The organism is Streptomyces sp. NPDC060002 (assembly GCF_042737245.1).
In the GTDB taxonomy this organism is placed as follows: domain Bacteria; phylum Actinomycetota; class Actinomycetes; order Streptomycetales; family Streptomycetaceae; genus Streptomyces.
Window position 1 is genome coordinate 20,376 of record NZ_JBHWUW010000024.1, and the last position, 22,672, is coordinate 43,047.

Annotated in this window: 27 protein-coding genes, 1 tRNA gene and 2 pseudogenes; 12 read left to right on the forward strand and 18 right to left on the reverse strand. The window is 70.5% G+C overall.

The window, feature by feature from the left end:
- Positions 1–515: 515 nt before the first annotated feature.
- The gene (locus tag ACFWBD_RS21530) at positions 516–1,550 is read right to left on the reverse strand and encodes a LacI family DNA-binding transcriptional regulator (RefSeq protein ID WP_385668929.1); all 1,035 of its coding nucleotides are present in this window, start codon (positions 1,548–1,550) and stop codon (positions 516–518) included.
- Positions 1,551–1,968: 418 nt separating this feature from the next.
- On the opposite strand from ACFWBD_RS21530, the gene ACFWBD_RS21535 reads away from it, so the two are divergent.
- Complete coding sequence (locus ACFWBD_RS21535; RefSeq protein ID WP_385668932.1) at positions 1,969–2,796, forward strand: alpha/beta fold hydrolase; 828 nt, start codon at positions 1,969–1,971, stop codon at positions 2,794–2,796.
- Position 2,797: 1 nt separating this feature from the next.
- On the opposite strand, the gene ACFWBD_RS21540 is transcribed toward ACFWBD_RS21535, so the two are convergent.
- Entirely contained in the window at positions 2,798–3,271 is a 474-nt protein-coding gene (locus tag ACFWBD_RS21540; RefSeq protein WP_385668935.1) for a GNAT family N-acetyltransferase, read from the reverse strand.
- Positions 3,272–3,335: 64 nt separating this feature from the next.
- Positions 3,336–4,007, reverse strand: coding sequence for a hypothetical protein (locus tag ACFWBD_RS21545; RefSeq protein ID WP_385668939.1), 672 nt, complete (start codon positions 4,005–4,007; stop codon positions 3,336–3,338).
- Between ACFWBD_RS21545 and ACFWBD_RS21550 the strand changes: the two genes are divergently transcribed.
- Together ACFWBD_RS21550 and ACFWBD_RS21555 are read left to right on the forward strand one after the other, a co-directional pair.
- Positions 3,963–4,466 (forward strand): DUF3237 domain-containing protein, encoded by a 504-nt coding sequence (locus tag ACFWBD_RS21550; RefSeq protein WP_385668942.1) that lies wholly within the window; start codon positions 3,963–3,965, stop codon positions 4,464–4,466. The two genes, ACFWBD_RS21545 and ACFWBD_RS21550, sit on opposite strands and share 45 nt — an antisense overlap.
- A 304-nt stretch (positions 4,467–4,770) precedes the next feature.
- Positions 4,771–5,508: an esterase/lipase family protein gene (locus ACFWBD_RS21555; RefSeq protein ID WP_385668945.1), complete on the forward strand. Its 738-nt coding sequence runs from the start codon at positions 4,771–4,773 to the stop codon at positions 5,506–5,508.
- Positions 5,509–5,715: 207 nt separating this feature from the next.
- Here ACFWBD_RS21555 and ACFWBD_RS21560 read toward each other — a convergent pair whose 3' ends face one another.
- Positions 5,716–6,153, reverse strand: coding sequence for an Lrp/AsnC family transcriptional regulator (locus ACFWBD_RS21560; protein ID WP_385669206.1), 438 nt, complete (start codon positions 6,151–6,153; stop codon positions 5,716–5,718).
- 85 nt (positions 6,154–6,238) lie between these two features.
- Between ACFWBD_RS21560 and ACFWBD_RS21565 the strand changes: the two genes are divergently transcribed.
- Entirely contained in the window at positions 6,239–7,147 is a 909-nt protein-coding gene (locus tag ACFWBD_RS21565; RefSeq protein WP_385668948.1) for an SMP-30/gluconolactonase/LRE family protein, read from the forward strand.
- Between the two features lie 148 nt (positions 7,148–7,295).
- The gene (nadE, locus tag ACFWBD_RS21570) at positions 7,296–8,126 is read left to right on the forward strand and encodes an ammonia-dependent NAD(+) synthetase (protein ID WP_385668951.1); all 831 of its coding nucleotides are present in this window, start codon (positions 7,296–7,298) and stop codon (positions 8,124–8,126) included.
- A gap of 134 nt (positions 8,127–8,260) precedes the next feature.
- Here nadE and ACFWBD_RS21575 read toward each other — a convergent pair whose 3' ends face one another.
- On the reverse strand, positions 8,261–9,181 hold the full coding sequence (locus tag ACFWBD_RS21575) for an amidohydrolase family protein (protein ID WP_385669209.1): 921 nt from the start codon (positions 9,179–9,181) through the stop codon (positions 8,261–8,263).
- Between the two features lie 300 nt (positions 9,182–9,481).
- Between ACFWBD_RS21575 and ACFWBD_RS21580 the strand changes: the two genes are divergently transcribed.
- Positions 9,482–9,637 (forward strand): hypothetical protein, encoded by a 156-nt coding sequence (locus ACFWBD_RS21580; RefSeq protein ID WP_385668954.1) that lies wholly within the window; start codon positions 9,482–9,484, stop codon positions 9,635–9,637.
- Positions 9,638–9,795: 158 nt separating this feature from the next.
- On the opposite strand, the gene ACFWBD_RS21585 is transcribed toward ACFWBD_RS21580, so the two are convergent.
- A complete protein-coding gene (locus ACFWBD_RS21585; RefSeq protein WP_385668957.1) occupies positions 9,796–10,458 on the reverse strand; it encodes a hypothetical protein in 663 nt (220 codons plus the stop codon).
- Positions 10,459–11,470: 1,012 nt separating this feature from the next.
- On the opposite strand from ACFWBD_RS21585, the gene ACFWBD_RS21590 reads away from it, so the two are divergent.
- The 3 genes and pseudogenes from ACFWBD_RS21590 (at position 11,471) to ACFWBD_RS21600 (ending at position 14,425) form a co-directional block, all read left to right on the forward strand.
- The gene (locus ACFWBD_RS21590) at positions 11,471–12,322 is read left to right on the forward strand and encodes a fumarylacetoacetate hydrolase family protein (RefSeq protein ID WP_385668960.1); all 852 of its coding nucleotides are present in this window, start codon (positions 11,471–11,473) and stop codon (positions 12,320–12,322) included.
- A gap of 11 nt (positions 12,323–12,333) precedes the next feature.
- Positions 12,334–13,671: an L-fuconate dehydratase gene (locus ACFWBD_RS21595; RefSeq protein WP_385668963.1), complete on the forward strand. Its 1,338-nt coding sequence runs from the start codon at positions 12,334–12,336 to the stop codon at positions 13,669–13,671.
- Positions 13,668–14,425 (forward strand): annotated as a pseudogene (locus ACFWBD_RS21600) (SDR family NAD(P)-dependent oxidoreductase). Before ACFWBD_RS21595 ends, ACFWBD_RS21600 begins: the two are co-directional and overlap by 4 nt.
- Before the next feature lie 70 nt (positions 14,426–14,495).
- Here the strand turns inward: ACFWBD_RS21600 and ACFWBD_RS21605 are convergent.
- From ACFWBD_RS21605 to ACFWBD_RS21620, 4 genes are all read right to left on the reverse strand, one after another.
- Complete coding sequence (locus tag ACFWBD_RS21605) at positions 14,496–15,491, reverse strand: DMT family transporter (protein ID WP_385668966.1); 996 nt, start codon at positions 15,489–15,491, stop codon at positions 14,496–14,498.
- Between the two features lie 50 nt (positions 15,492–15,541).
- Positions 15,542–16,162, reverse strand: coding sequence for a TetR/AcrR family transcriptional regulator (locus ACFWBD_RS21610; protein WP_385668969.1), 621 nt, complete (start codon positions 16,160–16,162; stop codon positions 15,542–15,544).
- Positions 16,163–16,332: 170 nt separating this feature from the next.
- Positions 16,333–16,761 carry a DUF6003 family protein gene (locus ACFWBD_RS21615; protein ID WP_385668972.1) on the reverse strand — a complete coding sequence of 143 codons (429 nt, stop codon included), beginning with the start codon at positions 16,759–16,761 and terminating at the stop codon, positions 16,333–16,335.
- Between the two features lie 129 nt (positions 16,762–16,890).
- A complete protein-coding gene (locus ACFWBD_RS21620; protein ID WP_385668975.1) occupies positions 16,891–17,562 on the reverse strand; it encodes a beta-glucanase in 672 nt (223 codons plus the stop codon).
- Between the two features lie 217 nt (positions 17,563–17,779).
- Here ACFWBD_RS21620 and ACFWBD_RS21625 point away from each other — a divergent pair, with 217 nt between their 5' ends.
- The gene (locus ACFWBD_RS21625) at positions 17,780–18,010 is read left to right on the forward strand and encodes a hypothetical protein (protein ID WP_385668977.1); all 231 of its coding nucleotides are present in this window, start codon (positions 17,780–17,782) and stop codon (positions 18,008–18,010) included.
- A 61-nt stretch (positions 18,011–18,071) separates the two neighbouring features.
- Here ACFWBD_RS21625 and ACFWBD_RS21630 read toward each other — a convergent pair whose 3' ends face one another.
- From ACFWBD_RS21630 to ACFWBD_RS21650, 5 genes and pseudogenes are all read right to left on the reverse strand, one after another.
- A complete protein-coding gene (locus tag ACFWBD_RS21630) occupies positions 18,072–18,413 on the reverse strand; it encodes a DUF3140 domain-containing protein (RefSeq protein WP_385668980.1) in 342 nt (113 codons plus the stop codon).
- Complete coding sequence (locus ACFWBD_RS21635; protein ID WP_385668983.1) at positions 18,413–18,640, reverse strand: DUF2945 domain-containing protein; 228 nt, start codon at positions 18,638–18,640, stop codon at positions 18,413–18,415. Before ACFWBD_RS21635 ends, ACFWBD_RS21630 begins: the two co-directional genes overlap by 1 nt.
- A 231-nt stretch (positions 18,641–18,871) precedes the next feature.
- Entirely contained in the window at positions 18,872–19,030 is a 159-nt protein-coding gene (locus ACFWBD_RS21640; protein WP_385668986.1) for a hypothetical protein, read from the reverse strand.
- Positions 19,031–19,157: 127 nt separating this feature from the next.
- Entirely contained in the window at positions 19,158–19,529 is a 372-nt protein-coding gene (locus tag ACFWBD_RS21645; protein ID WP_385668989.1) for an STAS domain-containing protein, read from the reverse strand.
- Positions 19,526–20,240 (reverse strand): annotated as a pseudogene (locus ACFWBD_RS21650) (PP2C family protein-serine/threonine phosphatase); the annotation flags it as partial. The pseudogene ACFWBD_RS21650 and the gene ACFWBD_RS21645, both read right to left, overlap by 4 nt.
- A gap of 225 nt (positions 20,241–20,465) precedes the next feature.
- Between ACFWBD_RS21650 and ACFWBD_RS21655 the strand changes: the two are divergent.
- Together ACFWBD_RS21655 and ACFWBD_RS21660 are read left to right on the forward strand one after the other, a co-directional pair.
- Positions 20,466–20,822, forward strand: coding sequence for a PRC-barrel domain-containing protein (locus ACFWBD_RS21655; protein ID WP_385668992.1), 357 nt, complete (start codon positions 20,466–20,468; stop codon positions 20,820–20,822).
- A gap of 25 nt (positions 20,823–20,847) precedes the next feature.
- Positions 20,848–21,021 (forward strand): hypothetical protein, encoded by a 174-nt coding sequence (locus ACFWBD_RS21660; protein WP_385668995.1) that lies wholly within the window; start codon positions 20,848–20,850, stop codon positions 21,019–21,021.
- A 333-nt stretch (positions 21,022–21,354) separates the two neighbouring features.
- On the opposite strand, the gene ACFWBD_RS21665 is transcribed toward ACFWBD_RS21660, so the two are convergent.
- From ACFWBD_RS21665 to ACFWBD_RS21675, 3 genes are all read right to left on the reverse strand, one after another.
- Positions 21,355–21,813, reverse strand: coding sequence for an SRPBCC family protein (locus tag ACFWBD_RS21665; protein WP_385668998.1), 459 nt, complete (start codon positions 21,811–21,813; stop codon positions 21,355–21,357).
- A 364-nt stretch (positions 21,814–22,177) separates the two neighbouring features.
- Positions 22,178–22,251 (reverse strand) — tRNA-Met (locus ACFWBD_RS21670).
- Between the two features lie 52 nt (positions 22,252–22,303).
- A complete protein-coding gene (locus ACFWBD_RS21675; RefSeq protein ID WP_385669001.1) occupies positions 22,304–22,597 on the reverse strand; it encodes a hypothetical protein in 294 nt (97 codons plus the stop codon).
- Positions 22,598–22,672: the final 75 nt, after the last annotated feature.

Consider the following 22,672-nt stretch of genomic DNA (forward strand, 5'->3'; position numbering starts at 1 on the left):
GTCGTGCCGTAGCTGAGCAGTAGCCGTGCAGTAGCCGAGCAGTAGCTGAGCCGAGAAAACGCTTCTCCCCTGGCGGGAAAGGTCGTTCGACCCGCCGCACAGTGGTTTTTACATCGTTGGAAGAGCGCTGTAAACCCCCTGTGCACGCACTGTGCGGCTCGCCGCGAGCGGGTCGGGGAACACCACCCGCCTCTGCGACCTCAAGAGTGGCGGCGGGGAACGCGTCACGGCCGGGGAATCCAGGTGCCTCGCGGCGCCGTCGGGCGGCGGACACGCTCACGAAGACGCCCCGCCCGCGACCACGCCACTCACGACCGCACACGCAAAGAGCAACGCCGTTTCAACCAAGTGGAGTTGGCCGATCGCTCGACTTCGGACGTCAGAAGGCGTGCGGCCGTCCGGTCAACACGGCGGGCAGGGCGAGCACTTGATAGGGCTGTCGAGGCGACGGGCGGGTCACACAGTCCTGCGAGGGCTCGGGCGCAAGGTGATTCACACACGCACCGCCCGGGAGGTCAGCCGCGCCCGCCGCCGCCCGCCGCCGCGCGCCCCAGGGTGCTCTCCCGCTCCACGAGGCGGTGGTCCGCCCGGACGCGGCGCGGCTCGGGCACTTCGTTGCCGCCGAGCCGTGCCAGCACCGACTCGACCGCGAGACGGCCGATGGCCGCCTTGTCCGGTGACACGGACGTGAGGGTCACCGCGCCGAAGCGTCCCTCGACCACGTCGTCGAAGCCGACGACGGCGATGTCCTCGGGGACGCGCAGTCCCCGCTCGTGCAGGACGCGCATCGCGCCGATGGCCATCGGATCGTTGTAGGCGAAGACCGCGTCGGGGCGCCGTCCGGAATCCAGGATGCGGTTCATGGCGGCCGCCCCGTCCGCGTGTCCCCACCCGTCGGTGGCGGCGACGAGCCCGTCGTCGGCCGGGAGGCCGGCCGCGGTGAGCTCCTCGCGCCAGCCGCGTACGCGCAGTTGCGCGGGCTCGCTGCGCCCGCGCCGGGCGCCGATGAAGGCCACCTCCCGCCGCCCGAGCCCGTTCAGATGCCGGACGGCGGCCCGGGCCGCGGCGACGTTGTCGATCGCGATGTGGTCGTACGGCAGGTCGTAGTCGCGTTCGCCGAGCAGCACCAGCGGTACGTTCTCCGCCCGGTCGCGCAGGTCCTCGGTCTCGAGCTCGATGGGACTGAGGATGAGGCCGTCGATCACCCGCGCCCGGAAACCCTGGCTGACCAGGATCTCCTGCTCGCGGTGCCCCCCGGTGTGGTCCAGCAGCACGATGTACTCGTGCGCTGCGGCGGCGTCGATGACGGCGGCCGCCAGCTCGGCGAAGTAGGGGTTGCCCAGTTCGGGCAGGGCGAGCGCGATGATGCCCGTACGCCCCTTGCGCAGATGCCGGGCGGCCAGGTTGGGCCGGTAGCCGAGCACGTCGATGGACCGCTGCACACGCTCGCGCATGGCGGGCGTGATGTGCTGGTAGTTGTTCACCACGTTGGAGACGGTCTTGATGGAGACCCCCGCGTGCGCGGCGACGTCCTTGAGGCTGACCCGCACGGCATTCCCTTTCGCAGCGTCCCGACGGGATGATGGCCGGGGCGGCTACGGGGTCGTCACCGTGGGCGAGCGCCGAGCCCCATACTCGACTTTTACAACGTTATACAGGCGTTCTCGCCACACTGACAAGGCGGGTGACGGACGGCTGTCGCACGGGGCCGCGAGCCTGCGCCGGCCGGCTGGACCACTGAATCCGCGGCTCCTGCCGTGGTCCGGCCTCATGACCGACGCGCCCCGCACCTGCCCGTCGACTACAGTTTTCCCTGAGACGTGCTCCTACCGGTCGCCGTTCGCCGCTGCCCTGGCCGTCGACCTTACGTGCGCCCGCTGCCGGGCGCGGCACGGTTCTCGATAAACCCGATTCGAGCGTCGAACCCGCCTGCTGCGGAGTTCCGGAACGGCACGAGAGGGAAAAGCCATGCCCTTTGCTTCCGCCAAGGACGGCACGGACATCTACTTCAAGGACTGGGGCTCGGGACAGCCGGTCGTGTTCTCCCACGGCTGGCCGCTCACCGCCGATGCCTGGGATCCGCAACTGAAGCTGATGGCGGACAACGGATTCCGCGCCATAGCCCACGACCGGAGAGGCGGCGGCCGCTCGGGACAGAGCTGGGACGGCAACAACCTCGACACCTACGCCGACGATCTCGCCGCGGTCATCGAAGCACTCGACCTGCGGGACGTCATTCTGGTCGGCCATTCCACCGGCGGCGGTGAAGTGACGCGCTACATCGGGCGACACGGGTCGAGCCGTGTCGCCAAGGCCGTCCTGGTCGGCGCCATCCCCCCTCTGATGCTGAAGACGGACGCGAATCCGGAGGGGCTGCCGATCGAGGTCTTCGACGAGATCCGCGAAGGCGTGGCAACGGACCGTTCCCAGTTCTACCAGGACCTGAGCGCGGCCTTCTACGGCGCCAACCGTGCCGACTCGACCGTCACCCAGGGAACGCGCGACGAGTTCTGGCTGTGGGGAATGACGGTGGGCATCAAGGGCGCGTACGACTGCGTCAAGGCATTCTCCGAGACGGATCTCACCGAGGATCTCAAGAAGATCGACGTCCCGACGCTGATCGTGCACGGCGACGACGACCAGATCGTTCCCATCGTCGCTTCGGGCGACAAGAGCTCGAAGCTGGTCAAGGACGCGGTGTACAAGGTGTATTCCGGTGCGCCCCACGGATTGGCGATGGTTCCGAAGTTCGCCGAGAAGTTCAACAGGGACCTCCTCGAATTCGCACGCGGCTGAGCTACGGAGCGAGGGCGGGCGGGACCAGATCCCGGTCGAAGACGGCCATGGCCCGGCCGGGGCCGTTGTAGTCGTCGACGATCTCCACCTCGAAGCCGAGACTGCGATGGAAGGCGATCGAGCCGGTGTTCGCGACGGACGTGATCGCCTTCAGCCGCCGTGCGCCATGCCGTTGCGCCGCTTCGGCGAACGCCGCGTACAGACGATGCCCGAGACCCGTGCCCCGGGCGTCGTCCCGCGTGGCGATCAGATGGACGTACCCCGTGCCCTGCGGCGTGACGAACCCGAAGACGTACCCACGGATTCCGTCCTCGGCGCGGGCGACCAAACAGGTGGGACCGAACTCCTGCACCAGTGCCAGAAGATGCAGCGACCGAAGGTCGCGTTCGCCCCAGTAGCGGGCGTGATCGGTGAGGACCTGGTGGAAGTCGGCGACGCCGGCCGGAGCGATCTGTATGCCCATGACGACGATCATCGCAGGCGCGCCTCGGCCGTTGCCGGCGAAGGTCCGTGCAGGTAGGGCGAGTTCGGCGACCTGCTCAGCGTCCCGGTCGCCGGAAGTGGGCGTAGGGCGGGTACGGCTTGAAGCAGATCAGCACCTCCAAGGGGTGCCCGCCGCCGGGTTCCTGGACCAGCGTGGGAAGCGCCGTCATCAGTGCCGAGTGGCCTTGGACGACGCCCTTCTGGCGCGGGCCCCAACCCGCCGCGTCGGCGAGGCAGGTGGCGGTCTCGGCGAAGAGCTCCCGGTCGCCGAAGAGGAAGAACGTACGGGCGTGGGTGGCGTGCCGCAGCTCGTCCCGGCAGTCGGCCCGCCGTCCGCGCTCACGCCATCCGGCGGCATCCCTGGCCGTGCGTTCTTCGTGGGTGCCGACGGTCAGCGGAGTGCCGTTCACCAGCTTGCGCCGCAGCTCGGGCCACTTGCTGGGGCGCAGGCCGAGCGTGTCGTGGACGAGGACGAGGTCGACCGGCGTGCCGAAGCCCTCGTCGGGCCGAATGCCGTCGCGCAGCGGCACATGGACGATCGTGTGCCGGGAGTAGGCGGCGAAGGAGAACAGACCCGCGAGCCGGCTCAGCCCGTCATGGTCGCCGAGCAGCAGGCCGATGGGCTCGGGGGCACTCAGCGACGTGTGGCGAAGAGGCTTCCTCGGCTGGACGACGCGGTGCTCGTGCGGCCCGGTCCGGGGCCTGAACTGTTGCAGCCTCAGCCGCATACGGAGTACCTCATCGCCTCAGGATCGCGGGCGCCGCGGCCCCGGGCAACGGAGATTCCGCCCGGCAGCGATCAGCGGGCGGGACATCCTGTCCCGGCTCCTGTACGGCGCCCGCCCCAGTCTGCCGGCCCCCTCCTCAGCGGCACCGTCCTGGCCGGCGGAGGCGACCGGTCCAACACCCGCGGCACCGTCTGCGAACTCGAGGCCCGCTGCCTTCCGCGGGCCGACGACGGTGCCGTGATCGACATCGTCAACCGCGGCTACTACCACGAGCACACCGGCAGCCCCGACCTGTACGACGGCGACCTCCGCCTCGCCGAGGCCGGCACGTACTTCCGCACCGCCCCCGTCTTCCGCACGGACGCCCCGCCACACCGCTGGCTCGCGCGCACGGTCTTCGTCGGCCTCGCTCGGGAGGAGGACGGACACATCGTGATCCGCTGCTGCACGGTGGACTGAACGACGTCGACGCGAGGCCTGCGGAGACGCGCGGCGGGGGCGGGCGGCGGGGGCGGCGCGTACGGCCGAGTGCGCGAACCGAGGGGCGGACGGCCAACGGGCCCGCGCGCCTGGCCCGACCGAGGACGCGACGTCGCCGCCCCGGTGGGAAACCACCTCGGCGGCGGCCGGCCAGCACGAAGGGCTCCACGATCCGGGGCACCCGGCGTCGCCGCGTACGCCGGTGATTTCGCTGATTGCGCCCTCGTCCGGCGCCAGGACTCTGGTCAGGTCCAGCCACCCGCATCCTCGTCAGGAGGGCTTCATGCGTCATGCCCCGCGCCGGCTCCTCGGTGTTCTCGCGGCCGCCACCCTCGCGTTCACCCTGTTCTCCGCAGCGCCGACGGCCGGCGCCACCACGGCCGCCAAGACCGCCCCGACCGCGTCGGGCGCCTTGGCCACCCAGCCGCTGTCGACGAGCACACCGGTCGTCTTCGTCCACGGTTACACCGGCAGCGCGTCCAACTGGACCACCGCCATGAGCGTCTTCCGGCTCAACGGCTGGTCCAGCTCCAACCTCTTCGCCTACGAGTACGACTCCTACGGCGACAACATCACCAACGCGCAGGGCCTCGCGACCTTCGTCAACACCGTGAAGGCGCGGACCGGCGCGAGCAAGGTCGCCATCGTCAACCACTCGATGGGCGGCCTCGTCAGCCAGTACTACCTGAAGGTCCTGGGCGGCAACACCAGCGTCAGCCACCTCGCCTCGATCGCCGGCGCGAACCACGGAACGACGTACGCCGGCGCCTGCCTCGTCTACACGACCTGTCAGCAGATGTACCCGGGCTCGTCGTTCATCGCCCGGATCACCGCGGGCGACGAGACGCCGGGCACCACCGCGTACGCCACCTGGTACTCGGCGTGCGACGGCGTCATCATCCCGTACACCAGCACCCGGCTGACCGGCGCGACGAACAACAACGTGCTCTGCCAGACCCACATCGGCTACCTGACGGACACGGTCGTCCTCGGCCGGATCGCCGACTTCATCGCCTCCTGACCCCACCGCACGAAACAGCCCCGCAAGCCCCGTTCCCGGCATGGCAACCGCCGGGAACGGGGCGCACGGCATGGGTGGGTCACCTGGTGCCGCTCCGTGTCGGCGGCGAACCGGCCGGTGCCCAGCACGGTGAGCAGAGCCCGTTTGGATGGACAACGCCCTGAAACGCCCTCCACCCGGCGCTGGACGCAATGAAGCCCGGCTCGACTACCCCGCGTCCAGTGGCCGTTCGAAGAACGTCTCCAGGACCACGGTCGCCTGTGTCCCGCTGACTCCGTCGATCGCGTACAGACGGCGCAGTACGTCCTGGAGTTGTTCCGTGCTCGCCGTGCGCACCTTCACCAGGACCGCCGCGCTGCCCGCGATGACGTGGGCCTCCTGGATCTCCGGTACGCCGGCGAAGTCCTCGGCCCGGTCACCCATCCAGGCCGTCGAGTCGATGTGCACGAAGGCGAGGACCCCGCGGTCGAGGGCCGCGGGGTCCACGTCGATCGTGGTGGCCCTGATGACCCCGTGCTCCCGCAGCCTGCGCACGCGCTCATGGGCCGCGCCCGCCGACAGACCTACGCCCCTGCCCAACTCGGCGTAGGACCGGGTCGCGTCCCGCTGGAGCAGTCCGATCAGGCCACGGTCGATGTCATCTATCGGTTTCATGATTCGACCATATCCTGTTCGGTGATCTACGTGTTACGTTGAATCAGATTCTGATCAGCGTATGCGAGGGGACGCTATGCCCGCCGATGGCCTGTACGAGATCCTGGACGAGCGCTTCCGTACCGGACGCTGCACGAGCGGCGACGGCAGGCTGGAGGTGCTGTACGGCGACTGCCGTTGGGCCGAGGGTCCGCTGTACCTGCCCGCCTGGCGCCAGTTGATCTGGAGCGACATCCCGAACGACCGCATCCTGCGCTGGGACGAGGCCACCGGGACGGTCGGGGTCTTCCGTGACCCGGCCGGACACAGCAACGGCAACACCCTCGACCGGCAGGGCCGCCTGGTCACCTGTGAGCAGGGCAACCGCCGGGTCACCCGCACCGAGCCGGACGGTACGGTGACGGTCCTGGCCGAGCGTTTCCAGGGCAAGCGGCTCAACAGCCCGAACGACTCCGTCGTGCGATCCGACGGCACTCTCTGGTTCTCCGATCCCGACTTCGGCATCACCAGCGACTACGAGGGCCATCGGGCCGAGCCCGAGATCGGCGCCTGCAACCTCTACCGGATCGATCCGGCGACGGGCCGGGTGCACCTCGCCGCCGACGGCTTCGACGGGCCCAACGGCGTCATCCTGACACCGGACGAGAAGCGGCTGTACGTCTCCGACTCGCGGGGCGCCCGCATCTACGCCTTCGACGTCCACGACGACGGCACTCTCTCCGGGCAGGAGGTCTTCGCCGAAGCACGAGCGGGCGTCCACTTCGACAACATCCGCCTGGACGACCGGGGCCGCCTGTGGGCGGCCGCCCTGGACGACGGCGTTCATTGCTACGACCCCGACGGCACCCTCATCGGACGGCTCCGGGTGCCGGAACCGGTCTCCAACATCACCTTCGGCGGGCCGAAGAACAACCGCCTGTTCATCACCGCCACCACCTCGCTGTACTCGCTGGTGATGTCGGTGACGGGAGCGCCCCGCGTCTAGCGCGCATGTCCGACCGCGGTCGGGGGACACCGTCCTGCGCGCCCCGGCGCCGGACGGTCGAGGCTGTCCGAGACTGATCTGCCGGCGATCCTCCCCGTCCCCGAGAGGTGGGGCGCCGGCACCATGTGAACCCGAACCAGGAGCAGATGTGAACGAGCCGGCCCCCCTCACCCTTCAGCAGGAGATCGCCCGGGAACTCGAGGTCGCCGAGACCTTCGAGGCCGAGGCGGAGATCGAGCGCCGGGTGGCCTTCCTCGCGGAGCGGCTGACCTCCACCGGCCTGTCCTCCCTGGTGCTCGGCATCAGCGGCGGCGTCGACTCCACCACCGCCGGCCGGCTGTGCCAGCTCGCGGTCGAGCGAGCCCGCGACGCCGGGCACGAGGCGCGGTTCTACGCGATGCGGCTGCCCTACGGCGTCCAGGCCGACGAGCACGACGCCCAGCTCGCGCTCTCCTTCATCAGGCCCGATCACGTGCTGACCGTGGACATCAAGCCCGCGAGTGACGCCGCGCTCGAGGCCGTGCTGGGCGCCGAGGTGAGTTTCCGCGACGCCTACCACCAGGACTTCGTGCTCGGCAACATCAAGGCCCGCCAGCGCATGATCGCCCAGTACACGGTGGCCGGCGGGCACCACGGACTGGTCGTCGGCACCGACCACGCCGCCGAGGCGGTCTCCGGCTTCTTCACCAAGTTCGGTGACGGCGCGGCGGACCTCGTCCCGCTGACCGGCCTGACCAAACGCCGGGTGCGAGCCGTGGCGGACGCGCTGGGGGCGCCGGCCGAGCTCGTGCACAAGGTCCCGACGGCCGACTTGGAGACCCTCGATCCCGGCAAGACCGACGAGGACGCGCTCGGGGTCGCCTACGACGACATCGACGACTTCCTGGAAGGCGAGCCCGTGGACGAAGGCGTCTTCAGGACGATCGTCGATCGCTACCGGCTCACGGAGCACAAGCGCCAACTGCCCATCGCTCCCTGACTCTCCCTGACTCTCCCTGACTCTCCCTGAGACGCGACGGACTCGACGTTGTCCGCTGCGGCCCGGTCGCCCGTCAGCCGCACCGCCAGGCGCACATCGCCCGGCCGGAACGCCGCTCCGGTACGACGTCCCGCTCAGCGGCCGAACAGCTGCGCCGCGTTGTCGTGGCACACCGCCCGCAGCCACTCGTCCCCGAGGCCCAGCCGCTCCAGGGCGTGGAGCTGATGCACGTACGGATAGGGGATGTTGGGGAAGTCGGAGCCGAGCAGGACACGGTCGCCGAGCCCGGCCAGCCGGGGCACGGCCCGGCGGGGGAACGGCATCATCCCCTCGGCGAAGTCGGTGAACGCCATCGTCGTGTCCAGCCGCACCTCCCCGAACCGCTCGGCGAGGCCCAGGAACTCCTCGTACTCGGGCATCCCCAGATGCGCCACGACCAGTCGCAGCCGGGGGTGCCGCGCGAGCACCCGCGCGATCGGCTCGGGGCCGGTGTGCTTGCCGGGTGCGGGCCCGGAACCGCAGTGGATCACGACGGGGATCCCCGCCTCGGCCAGCAACCCCCATGTCCGATCGAGGAGTTCGTCGGCCGGATCGTACGCCCCCACCTGCACATGCGCCTTGAACACGCGCGCGCCCGCCTCGACGGCCTCCCGGACGTACGTCTCGACGCCCGGTTCGGGGTAGAGGGTGGCGGTGTGCAGGCAGTCGGGGGTACGGCGGGCGAAGTCGGCGGCCCAGTCGTTCAGCCACCGGCCCATGCCCGGCTTGTGCGGGTAGAGCATCGCGGTGAAGGCCCGTACGCCGAACTCCCTCAGCAGGGACGTTCGTTCCGTCTCCTCGTCCCGGTAGGTGATCGGCCACTCGAGCCCGCCGGTCTGCGGGCCGAGCGCGTCGAAGTAGGCCCAGACCTTGCGCAGGACCCGCTCGGGCATGAAGTGCGTGTGGACGTCGACCAGGCCGGGAAGACCGAGCCGACCCCAGAAACGGCGCACCTCCTGGGCCTCCTCCCCCACGGAGGCGGGTCCGGCGGTACCACCAGGGTCGACGGATTCCATGCGGTGATCACCCATGGGCCCACGATCGGCCCGGGTGGGGCCGCGGGTCCACTCCTTTGCGCGCGGATTTTGTGAGGGATCCGTCACCGGGCCCCCGGCCGTGTGGCCGGGGCAGCACAAGCCGTCATAGGCGACCTCGCAGGCCATCGTCTTCCGCTGCCGCCCGAAGTCGCCCGGTTGGTCCGTGCGCGACGCGACCAGTGCCAGGAACGCTGGCGGCTCGATCAGACAGCCAGCACAACACTGTGGCGCTTCCCAGGGCAGGATCCCGCCCGCCCTCTCGGAGCCACCTACCTCAACTTGAAGCTCCGCCGACACGGCATCGCGCCCCGCGCCGGCCGCAACAACGCTCGTCTCGCACTGGCCACAGACCTGCCGGCGTCCGTCCTCGCCGATTTCACCGGCACCAGCATCAGCAACGCCACCCGCTGGACCGGATACGCCAGCCACGTTTGACAGTCGCGCTCCAGTTGTTCCTCGACGGCCCGAACTGCGGCTTCTCTCTCGATCACGCCTGCAGCATCCCGTACCGGCCCCCTGCCGACCAGCGAATTCGCACGGCCCAGCGCCACGTACGAGGGGCCTAACCGCCGGTACGGAATGGCATTGCCGCTCTACCGCTCGGCGGTGCCGTCCGCACCGTCAATCTCGTAGATCCGCCCTTGAAGCCGTTCACCGGCCCAGTCCAGTCCGACGCCCAGGTCAAACCAATGCCGATCCTTGCGGACGCCGGGCGGTGAGAGGTTCACCGCCGCACACGAGAACACCCCCAGGAGGATGGAACGCCCGTGCTGCGTGGTGCGCACGGACAACGCAAACGGTGCGGCGAGTGCCGCGCGGGTCACCAACATGACCTGTTCGTCCTCAGAATGCCGACGCCCACCTGTGAGAAACCGCGGCGTTTCCAGGATCTTGACCCACTCGACCGCTGCGTCTGCCACCTGGGCGCGCAAGGACTCTTCGATGCCCTTCCGGACAGCGGTCGCGGGATCATCCCCGAGCCAGCTAAGCCAGTGATCAGGGTCGGTGAGCTTGCTGAAGTCGTCCTGCGGCACCCCGTGACGGGGATTCTCCTGGTACTCACCTGTCAGATTCCCGCTGCTGTCCACCAACCACGCGCCGCGGATCGCCTCGGGCGGTACGTAGCCGTTCGGGTCGTCGATATACGTCGGGTCGATCTCGGCGACGCTGCCACCGGGATTCTCAGCAGCCGCCGCCAGCAGTGCCGGCTCGTTCGGTCTGCCCTTACGTCGGCTTCGCGAGCCAAAACGCCCCACGTTCCCACCCTCCACCGTTGCCTGCCCAGTTGACCGCGATTGTGCCGCACCGGTCATGACCGCATGAGGGGGCGTGACGGCGACGGGCGGGTGGGGAATCTCAGCGAGCCGCTCTCCCACCCCCAAGCCAGGGGTGGGGGATTTCCAGAGAGCGTCATCACAGGAATACGACAGCCACGGAACAAGTGCTCTGCGCCAGTAGCCATCGACGCAGGTGGTCGTAGTCGTAGCCCTTGTCTGCGCCGAGGGTGTGCGCGGGCCGGGCCGGCGGGGATGGGATGAGGGTGAAGCGGAGGGCCGAGAAAGCGGAGCTGAACAGCCGAGGGAAGACAGTGAAGCTGATTCCTCCGATGTATCCGGGACGACGTGGACGTAACGACGGCGTTGCCGACGTTGAGAAGAGTCCCGTCCCCAACGATTTCCACAGCGTCACCCCGCTCGCGGTCACCAGTCCGGCGGACGACCTTCGTCACCTCTGCCCGATCGGTACTGAGCTGCGCTTGTCCTCCGCCGCCCCCTCGGGACGCGACGGGTTCCGGAGTTCACGATTCGGCACAGCCCCGGTGCGGAGGCGATGTCCGGACGCCCAGGGCGTCCGTCGCCGCCACGGCGGGCGCGCCGAGCGCCTCGACGGCCGGGGACGTGGCGCCACTGAACCGAAGGAGCCTTCGATCCGCCGGGTGACACACCCGAAGGCCATTCGTCCGATGGCCCACGCCCGGCCGGCGAGGCCGACCCGACGAACACCGACACTTCGCTGCGGACTTCGGTAAGAGCGGCCGGTCGCGCCGGATACATCCGAGGACTGCATTGCCCGGACGTCCGTCAGCCCTTACAGTCACGGAGTCGTCATTCCTCCGATGAATATGGGTCGAGTCCAGGCCGTGCGCGTGATCCGGCCGGTGACCTGTGCAAAGAGGCCGGCCCGGCTCGCCCGGCGGCCCTTCGCGGCACGGGATGCGCACTCGCGGACGAAGCACCCATGAAGCCCCCATGGCAAGGGAGTTGCCCAGTGAAACTGCTACGCGTCGGTCCCCCGGGAGAGGAGCGGCCCGCGGTCCGCGTCGACGACGACCGGCTGCTGGACCTGAGCCCGGTGACGCCGGAGATCGACGGCGTCTTTCTCTCCTCGGGCGGTGTCGACCGGGCGCGGGCGGCGGTCGAGGCCGGCGATCTGCCGGAACTCGACGCGAAGGGCCTGCGCGTCGGCGCACCCGTCGCCCGGCCGGGGAAGATCGTCTGCGTCGGTCTGAACTACCGTGACCACGCCGCCGAGACCGGGGCCGCGATCCCGGCCCGTCCGGTGGTCTTCATGAAGGACCCGGGCACCGTCGTCGGCCCCGGTGACGAGGTGCTCGTCCCACGCGGCTCCCTCAAGACCGACTGGGAGGTCGAACTCGCGGTCGTCACAGGACGGCGCGCCCGCTATCTGGCGGGTCCCGAAGAGGCACCGCAGGTGATCGCGGGATACGCGGTCAGCCATGACGTCTCCGAACGCGAGTTCCAGCTGGAGTACTCGCCGCAGTGGGATCTCGGCAAGTCCTGCGAGACCTTCAACCCGCTCGGCCCGTGGCTGGTCACCGCCGACGAGGTCGCCGACCCACAGGACCTGGGACTCCGGCTGACCGTCAACGGCGTCAAGCGCCAGCACGGCCACACCCGCGACATGATCTTCCCGGCCCACCACCTGGTGTCGTACCTGAGCCAGTACATGGTCCTGGAGCCGGGTGACGTGATCAACACCGGTACGCCCGCGGGTGTGGCACTCGGCCTGCCCGGCACTGCCTACCTCCGTCCCGGCGACACCGTCGAGCTCGAGATCGACGGGCTCGGCGGCCAGCGGCAGACCTTCGGCCAAGCGTGAAAGGCACCCCCTTGTCTGCAACCCCCGCCCGGATCACCTCGGTCGACACCTACGACATCCGCTTCCCGACCTCCCGGGAACTGGACGGCTCCGACGCGATGAACCCGGACCCCGACTACTCCGCCGCCTACGTGGTGCTGCGCACCGACGCCGGCGACGGGCTCGAAGGCCACGGCTTCACGTTCACGATCGGGCGCGGCAACGACGTTCAGGTCGCGGCGATCGGCGCCCTGCGCCCTCATCTCCTGGGCCGCTCCGTCGGGGACCTGTGCGCCGATCCGGGATCGCTCAACCGTGATCTGATCGGTGACAGCCAGCTGCGCTGGCTCGGCCCCGAGAAGGGCGTCATGCATATGGCGATCGGGGCGGTGGTGAACGCGGTGTGGGACCTCACCGCCAAGCGGGCCGGTCAGCCGCTGTGGCGTCTGCTCGCCCACGCCGATCCCGAGTGGCTGGTCTCCCAGGTCGACTTCCGCTACATCGCCGACGCCCTCACCCCCGAGGACGCCCTGACCCTGCTGCGGGACGGGCGCGACGGGCTCGCCGAGCGCGAGGCGGCCCTGCTGGAGCTCGGCTATCCCGGATACACCACCTCGCCGGGCTGGCTCGGCTACTCCGACGAGAAGCTGACCCGGCTCGCCGAGGAAGCGGTCGCGGACGGCTTCACCCAGATCAAGCTCAAGGTCGGCGCCGACCTGGCGGACGACATCCGGCGGCTGCGCACCGCCCGCGCCGCCGTCGGCGACGGCATCCGGATCGCCATCGACGCCAACCAGCGCTGGAACGTCGGCGAGGCGATCGAGTGGGTCCGGGCCCTCGGGGAGTTCGACCCGTACTGGATCGAGGAGCCCACCAGTCCGGACGACATCCTCGGCCACGCCGCGGTCCGCGAGGGCGTCGCGCCCGTGAAGGTGGCCACCGGCGAACACGTCCAGAACCGCATCGTCTTCAAGCAGATGCTCCAGGCCGGCGCCCTCGACGTCCTCCAGATCGACGCCGCTCGCGTCGGCGGCGTCAACGAGAACCTGGCGATCCTGCTGCTGGCAGCGAAGTTCGGGGTGCCGGTGTGCCCGCACGCCGGCGGTGTGGGGCTGTGCGAGCTGGTGCAGCACCTGTCGATGTTCGACTACCTGGCCCTGTCCGGCACCACCGAGAACCGGGTCATCGAGTACGTCGACCACCTCCACGAACACTTCCTCGCACCGGTGGTGATCCGCGACGGCCACTACACCGCGCCGCTGTCCCCCGGCTTCTCCGCCGCGATGCACCCCGGCTCCCTCGCCGAGTACCGCTACCCCGACGGCACCTTCTGGGCCGCCGACCTCGCCGAAGAGGACCAGGTCTCATGAGCGGCCCTTCGGGTCTCTGGGCTGTCGTGACCGGCGGCGCGTCCGGCATCGGACTGGCCACGGCCCGACTGCTCGCCGCGCAGGGCGCCGAGGCCGCCGTACTGGACCGGGACCCCGCCGGGGTGCCACAGCCGTTGCTCGCGCTCAAGGCCGACGTCACGGACGACGCCTCGGTACGGGCCGCGATCCAAGAAGCGGCGGGGCGGTTCGGCGGCCTGGACGTCCTCGTCGACAACAGGGAACCGGCGCCGCGGGAACCGTCGAGGACAACCCCGACGAGCAGTGGCACCACGTCCTCGACGTCAATGTGGTCGGCATGGTGCGCACGACCCGTGCGGCCCTGCCGTATCTGCGGCGCTCGTCCCACGCCGCCGTGGTCAACACCTGTTCCGTCGCCGCCACCGCGGGCCTGCCCCAACGCGCCCTGTACTCCGCCACCAAGGGTGCCGTGCTGTCACTGACCCTGGCGATGGCCGCCGACCACGTCCGCGAGGGCATCCGCGTCAACTGCGTCAACCCCGGCACCGCCGACACCCCCTGGGTGGCCCGGCTGCTGTGCGCCGCCGACGATCCCGAGGCCGAACGGGCGGCTCTCCACGCCCGGCAGCCGATGGGCCGTCTGGTCACCGCGGACGAGATAGCCACCGCCATCGTCTATCTCGCGAGTCCCGCCGCCGCCTGCGTGACGGGCACCGCTCTGGCCGTCGACGGCGGTATGCAGGGACTCCGGCTGCGCCCGGCCGCCGGGTCATGAGACCCGGCCGGCCTGCCGGCAGGCCGGCCGGGTCGCGGGGAGGGCTCCCGGGCCCGGCCGCCCCTGCCCCTCACCGCTCCGCCCGTCGACGCGCCGGCGTCTCCTTCTCCGGCGACCCGGCTCTCCCGGCCCTCCCGGCCCTCTCCCCCGGCTCGGCTGCGGAGACAGGGGCCCGTGGAGCGGTACGGGTCGGTGGTGCGGTACGGGTCGGTGTGGTGAGCACGGCGAGACAGCCGACGACCAGGGCGATGCCGGTCCAGCCGAGCGGGGGCAGGCGTTCACCGACGACCAGGACGGCGAGCACGGCCGCGACGGCGGGTTCCAGCAGCGAGAGCGTGGTCGCGGTGCTCGCCGGTACGTGTGCCAGGCCCCAGCCGAACAGGACGTAGCCGGTGAACATGGGGACCAGGGCCATATAGGCGCCGACGGCCGCGTTGGACCAGGAGCCGACCAGCGGGGCGCCCGTGGACAGCAGCACGGGCAGAAGCAGCAGGCCGCCCAGCCCGAAGACGGCGCCCATGGCCGCGCCGGAGGTCACCCCACGCCTGATCAGACGGTGGGCCGCCCAGGAGTAGAGGGCGTAGGTGAAACCCGCCACCAGGCCCAGCCCCACGCCGAGCACGGTCGTGCCCACCGACCGGGCCCCGGAGCCGGACTGTGACTGGGCTGCTTCGGCCACGCACAGCAGAACGGTTCCCGACAGGCCCAGGGCGGCGCCGGTCATCCAACGGCGCGTGAGGCGGCGTCCGTCCACCACCCGCTCGATCACGGCCGACGCGAGGGGAGCGGAGCCGATCGACACCACGGTGCCGGCGGCCACCCCGGCCAGATGCATGGAGGTGTAGAACGCCAGCGGGTAGGCCCCCACCGCCGGCGCGCCGAGCAAGACCACCCCGCGCTGCGCGCGCAGCGCGGGCATCTCGCGGGCGATACGAGGGGCGGCGACGAGGGCTTGGAGAAGTCCGCCCAGGCCCATGGCGGCGGCCCCGATCGCGAGGGGACCCACGGCTGGGGCGAAGGTCGCGGCGGTACCCGTGGTGCCCCACAGCACCGATGCCACGAGCACACACCACGAGCCCACGCCCACCGAGCCGGCCGCAGGTCCGGTGGGCCGTGTCAAAGCCGGTCCAGCAGGTTCGCCGCCATGGTCCGCGCATGCCCCAGCCGCGTACCCGCGCCCTCCAGGCCGGCGCGTGCCATCGCGCCCTCCAGCAGGAACGACAGCTGCTCCGCCAGCGCGGCGGCCTCCTCGGGCCGGTCGGGCAGCAGTTCCCCCAGATGCCCGGAGAGCAGCGACTCGACCTCCTCCTTGTGCCGGCGCACCACGTCCCGTCCCTCGTGGCCGGCCGGCAGTTCGGCAGCCGCGTTCAGCAGCCCGCACCCCCGAAAGCCGTGCTCGTAGGCGAAGGCTGCGTGATCGGCGTACGCGTCGAAGACGGCCAGCACCCCGCCGCGACCGTCCCGGACCTCCCCGAGCCGCCGCCGGTACAGGCCCAGCCACTCCTCGTGCCGCGCATCGAGGTAGGCCATCACCAGGTCGGCCTTCGAGGAGAAGTTGTTGTAGAGACTCATCTTCGCCACGCCCGCCTCGGCGGTGATCGTGTCGATCCCCGTCGCCGAGACGCCGTCCGCGTAGAAGCGGCGCGCGGCGGCGGCGAGCAACCGCGTGCGCGCCTTGCCGGGCCCCTTCCCGGGCCCCTTGCCTGGTCGCGACGCAGCGGCGGGGGTGTCACCCATTCCGTTCCTCTCAGATTTTAGGTAGGTCAGTCTACCTAAAATCTGACCATCGGTGTGCCGCGCGCGCTGACTCCGCCACGTGGGCACCCTTCGCTCAGGCATGTCGCGGGTCGCCGGCCGCCGGTCACGCGCCCGCCATCACCCCCACGACCGCGGGTACGGCCGTCGCGTCACCGGTCGCCTGCCGCAGCGGTCACGGTCGCGGGATCGACGCCGGTCAGTTCCACGATGCGGTGCGGCGGCACGCCGACGGCCAGTGCCCGCCCGATCAGATCGTCCCTGCCGTCGGCGCAGTCGCGGTAGGCGAGCAGTTCCTCCTCGACCCGGGCGTGCGCGGCCGGCGCCAGGTGATGACGTACACGGTTCAGTTCCTCCTCGCTCAGCGGAACCGGCAGCCGCTCCGCTCCTTCGGGAACGGCCGCCCTCTCCTCCGGCGGCACGAGTCGCAGACGGGGGGACGTGGCCGTGCTTCCCTGAGCGTCCAGCCACGCGCGTACCGCCGTGGTCTCCATGCAGGCGAGGTCACCGACGGCGGCCGGAGTCACGCCGAGCGCCACGGAGGCGTCGTCCAGCAGAAACAGGTAGGCCTCGTCGGTCATGCTCGGCTCCTTCTCGACGGCAGACATCCGGCCACCACGGTCAGGGGCCGATCGACGTCCCTCTACCCCACCGCACCCGGATTACCGTCGGCCCGCCCGGCGACCTCACCGATCCGTCGCTCCCACCCGTCAGGGTCCGGAGCCCCGGTTCACCGTACGGTGCACCACCAGGCTCTCCACCTCGTACGACAGCTCGGTGGTGACGGCGTCGGGAGGCGGGTGGTAACGGCCCGCGCACACCGAGAGGTTGACGATGAGGTAGGCGTGCCAGGACGACCCGACACCCCGTCCGTCGGCGAAGACCCGCTCCCCGTTCAGCGACCAGACCACGCTGCGTCTGCCGAACGTCACGCTCATGTCGATGACGCCACCGGGGCGGACGGCTCCGTCGCGCACGTAACAGTGGCCCTCGCGTACGTGGTTGCTCAACTCCAGCAGGTCGGGATTGTCCGGGTGGTACTCGAACACGTCCACCTCGTTGCCTCCGTCCCGCCAGGTCCAGATCGCCGGCCAGGAACCCAGCCCGGTGGGCAGGCGCACCCTGGCGTCGAGGCGGTCTCCGGTGCGGACCATGAAGCCCTCGTCGCTCTCCTCGGTGGTCAACAGGCCCGCGTTCCACAGCCCGTCGGTTCTGCGCGTGGCGCGGAACGTGCCGGTGCGGGAGTACGCGGGGTCGGCGGTGAGATGGTCCAGTTTGTTGTCGCCGGGGTTGGTGGGACCGCCGTCGGGATAGGCCCACGAACGGCCCGCCACCCACTGACGGTCAGAGGAGAAATCAGCTGTGAAGACGACTGCGCTCACCCGCGGGCTCCCTCTCTCGCCGGGTACGGCATCACATGCCGGATTTCTCCCCAGCCACGCCTCGGCCATGCGGCGCCTGAATTCACGCGACTCGCGATTCACCCGTTCGGCGCAGCGCACGCGCAGCGCGCGGAACCACGACGGCGCCCGTATCGGGCTCGGCCGCTCCGCCGTAGGCCCGCATGCGCTCGTTCGACGAAGGGCGCACGCTGTTGGCATGGGCCTTGCGCACCCCGTGGTGATCTATCCGCCCGCCGAGGACGGCGGGCGACGGGTGCGCGCCGGTGACCACTTCCTGGGGATGGCGTACGGCCTGCTGGACGTCGCCGAGTTCCTCCGGGAAACCGGATTGGACGACGCCGACGAGGCCTACGTCGAGTCGTCCGCCCTCATCGAGTGGCGAGGCGGCGGCCCGGAAACCTGGAAACACGGACCGGAAAGCCGGTGAGCGCGCAGCCGGGGCGCGGCCCCCGAGGAAACCTTCACCCACCATGTCGTGCCTGCGTGGGTCATTTCTCGGGGTCGTGGCCCCAGTTCATGAGGGAGTAGCGCCACGGAATGTCGGTGATGTCGCCGTCGGGGCGCTGTGCGACGTGACGGTGGACATAGCCGACGACCTTGCGCATGTGGGCGAGGTCGTCGTCGGTGAGGTCCGTCTTGTTCGTGTGCAGAAGCCGGATGATGCGCCGCCCGGAGGCGTGGCCGACGCTTTCGCCGCCGTCGCTCTGACCGACGCTCTTGGACTCGTCGGTGGCCAGCCACTTCTCCAGCCGGTCGGCGGTCATGTTGACCGCCTCGTGGAACGCGTCGACGGTCTCGTCACGGTCGGCGGGCCGCTGCTTCCCCGTCATCAGAACCGGTCGCCCTTCTTGCGCAGGGCGCCGGGCTTGTGCACGGCGGAGCGTCCGGACTTGTCGCTCTCCACCTCGTACTGCGGCTCCTCACTCGAGGCGTCGACCGTGCGGCCGGCCGCTTCCGTACGGTCGGTGATCTTCTTCTTCACCTTCCCGGTCACCTTCTGGCCGTGGCTCTTCCACGAGACCTCGTCACCCTTGCTCGGGTCGTCCTTCTTCGGCATGGCGTTCTCCTCGAACAAGGCGGTGCGAGTGGATCCGTCGTCACTCACAGGCTCGCGCCGTCGGCTCGTTCACGCATCCGCACGCCGGGCGGGTAGCCGATCGCCAGCGGGTTTGGGCCGGGCACCGGGGCACGCCATCAGGGTCACCGTGACCGCCCCCGACGGCACGGCGACCTGGAGGCGGACGGAGCGGGCAAGGCCGTGCGGCGCGCGACGGCCTCACCGGCTCGCTCACGTGAGCTGCCAGGTCTGCGGGGTGTCGACGCCGAGGCTGGTGGTGGCCTCCTCCGCCAGGGCGCGGATGCGTTCGCAGGGCAGGGAACGCGGGCCGAACCGCCTCGGGCGGGGGCGACGGGAGTGCGGTGCGTGGGCGCCCGCGGTGATCGTCATACGGGCGATCGTGCCGGGCCCGGGTGACGGCCGGTAGGCCTTGAAGTGACCTTCGCGAACCCGTATTCGCGCTGTTCACAGAGTGTTTGGCCCTGCATGGGTCGGGCGGACGGGCATGCGGGTGCGGTCACGCCGTGGGCGGGGTGGCGGTCGGGGGATGCGGCTCCCAGGCCTCGGCCAGACTGCCGTAGACGGTGAGGATGGCGCCGGCGCCGGTGACGGTCAGCAGGCGCAGCATCTGCGAGGGCGGTGCGGCAAGGACGAGGCCACCGCCGGTTTCCTGGGTGTGGCGACGAAGGCGCAGCAGGGCGTTGAGGCCGGAGGAGTCGCAGAAGGTGACGCCGGTCAGGTCGAGGATGGCGGTGCGGTGGTCGTGGAGGACGTCCTCCACGGTGCGGTGCAGGATGTCCGCGGTGTTCAGGTCCAGTTCACCGGCCACGGTGAGGGCGGTCGTCTGCCCGCGGGTGTCGGTGACATCGACGCGCAGGACGGAGTTCATGACGGGCTGCTCCCGTGCTGGGTGCTGTGGGCGGCGGGCAGGTCGGCGGTGGCCGACAGTCCCGTCAGGGCCGCCGCGGAGGCGGTGTCGTCCACGGCAGGGCCGAGCCATTCGCACATCAGGACGGTGGCATCGTCCTGGAGTTCCCCGCCGTGATAGTCGAGGACGGCCTGGATGAGACGGCGCAGGGTCTCGGGGACGGGCAGGCCGTCGGCGTGATGGCGGATGAGGAAGTCGGTGAAGCGTTCGAGGCCGAACTCGCTGTCGCCGGGGCGGCGGGCCTCGGTGATGCCGTCGGTGCAGAGCACGACGCGATCACCTGGCTGCAGTTGTTCGCGGCAGACAGTGCCGGCCAGCCCCAGGCCGGTGCCCATGGGGTGGGCCGGAGGGCAGTGCAGGTGGCTGCTCCGGCGATTGCCGCGGATGATGATCGGTGGCTGGTGGCCGCGGTTGACCCAGCTCAGCACGCCTGTGCGGGTGTCGAGAGTGGCGAGGATGCCGGTGACATAGCGGCGGTTCCCGTACTGGTCGATCAGCGCGGCTTCCACGGCCTCGCCCTTGGCGACGAGGCCGGTTCCCCTGTCGGCGGGAGTTGCGGCAGGCGCCCAGTGCCAGGGCCCCGCACAGCCCGGCCGCGGTGTCATACCCCATGGCGTCGAAGAGCGTCAGATGTACGAGGGGACCGTCGAGGGCGTACTCGTACACGGCGCTCCTACCCTTCCGGCGGAAAGCGGCTCCGGATCTTCCTGCGGCCCCGGGTACCCCATCGCGGCGCGGGGACGCGGGCGCCGACGAAGCCCCGGGCGATGCGGTGCCGCGCGGTCCCCGGCACGCCCGTGTCCGTAGTGCCCGGTACAGCCCCGCGGGTGCGGTCGTGGCGGGTGCGCATGACATCGGAGACGCGAAGGCGGGTACCCGCAGCTGCGGAGGTAGCTGATGTTCGAGGCAAGCGATATCCGTGAGTGGCGCGGTCATGACGTGGTGGACCCGCAGGGGCACAGGATCGGCGTCCTGGAGTCGGTCTACGTGGACACCGGGACCGACATGCCGTGCTTCGCCACGGTGACCGTCGGTCTTCCCACCCGTCGTCGTCTGGTGTTCGTGCCGCTCCTCGGGGCGACGGTCGGTCCGGGTTACCTGAAGGTCGCCCACGACAAGAACGCGGTGAAGAAGGCCCCGTCGATCGACCTCGACGGCGAACTGCACGCCTCGGAGGAACCGAAGGTTTTCGCGCACTACGAACTGGACTACGCGCCGGGCGTCGGCGGCGAGCGACGCCTCGCCCGTCGTTGACACATCGAGGCCGGCGGGAGAGCCAATGAGCCTGTTTCTGTTTCTGATCCTTGTGGCCCTCGTCCTGGGCATCATCGGTTTCGCCGTCCATGGGCTGTTCTACCTGCTGATCATCGGCGCCGTCGTCCTCCTCGCCGATCTCTGCTACGCCGCGGTCCGCTTCCGCCGTGGCGGAAGGAAGCACCGTATCGCCCGCTGACCGGCCTCGTCGCGATGGTTCACCGGGCACCGACCGCCCGGGAGATGACGGTGTCGAAGGCGCGGTCGGGCAGGATCCGGCGAAGAGCGAAGAGCGACGAGGGGCCGGGCGCCGGAACCGGTGGCGTAGCGGGTCTTGGGGCGGCGGGCGGTGACGGCCCTGCCGACGGCGTCGGCGATGACGGCGGGCGGGGGGTTGCGCTTGGCGTCGGCCTCGCGGCGCAGTGAGGCGGTCACGGCGGTGGCGTGCGCCGCGTGGGGGCGGGCGACCCGCCGCCGTAGGCCCGTTCGGTGGACGGCGGGGCGCCCGCGAGGCGTTCAACTCGTCAACTCGTCAACGCGGCGCGATCGCCGCCTCGGCCGCCGCCTTGATGCGCGCGCCGAAGCCGGGAGCGTCCTTGCGGGCGGCCGCCAGCGCCAGGCCGACGAGGACCTTGCCCAGCCCGTGGCCTTCGAGAACGTTGAAGATACGGACCCGGGTTCCGCCGCCGGGCAGCGGCGCCAGGTCGTAACCGCCTTCACGTACCGTCACGGTGTTCTTCGAGACCTCGGCCCATCGGATCTTCACCGGGGCATCGAGAGCGGTGATGCGGAACTCTCTCGCCGTCTTCATCCCGGCGTCCTTGACCGTGCTCCGGAAGACGGTGCCCACCGTGGTCGGGGCCTCGGGAATCCGCTCGATCTTGAGCACCCGGGGGCTGAACTGCGGATCGTTGCGCCCGTCGGCGAGGTAGGCGAACACCTCCTCGACAGCCCGATCGACCTCCACCGTCGCCTCGAACCGTCCTGACATGAGCACTCCCCATCCTCGAGTCGCACGCGCGCGAAGGCCACGCCGTACCGCCCGTCATGTCGTAGCGGCACCGCGCCCCCATGGGACCACCGAACACCCCGCGCGGCAATCGGCAATCCTCCGCGAGGCGGGGTGCGGCGAGGCGCACCGACACCCGTGCGAGTCGGGCACACGTCCGGAGAGACGCCCCGGGCACGCGGTGAGCGGGCCCGGGGCGTTCTGCCGCGGACGAAGCTTCGTTGCACCGCTCACGTCGGAGTTCCGTGAGAACCGTGCCGGACGGTTCGGGCCGCCGAGGCTCGTCGACATCCCGCCCCGGCGCACGACGCGGGCCCGCCGCGTGTGCGGCGGGCCCGGTCTTCGGTGGCCGAGGCGGGATTTGAACCCGCGACCTCTGGGTTATGAGCCCAGCGAGCTGCCTACCTGCTCCACCCGGCGGCCTTCACTGTAGGACGCCGGGGGCGTGGCGGGCCATGGATTTGTCGGTCCCTCAGGCGTTGGCGTGGCGGCGCGCGGCCGTCCTTCGCGGAGCGGCGTGGTGCACGGACCTGCCCTCACCGGCCGTCTGCCGACGCCACAGCCACAGCGAGGTCACCGACAGCAGACCGGCGAAGACCACCAGGAAGAGCACCGACACCCACATCTGCCGGCTCCCGGGGTCGTCCCATCCCGTCCAGGCGGCCGATGCGGCCCACAATGCCGCACCGCCCGCGTAGACAGGGCGGATACGCCGCAGCTGCCGCACGGCACGCACGGATTCGACGTGATCAGTTTTCTGTGCCATGTGGGCCCAGGTACCCCGATCCGCGCTCTTCATCAGCAGCAGTCAGAGGAGATGCGGCACAGGAAGGTTGGCCGT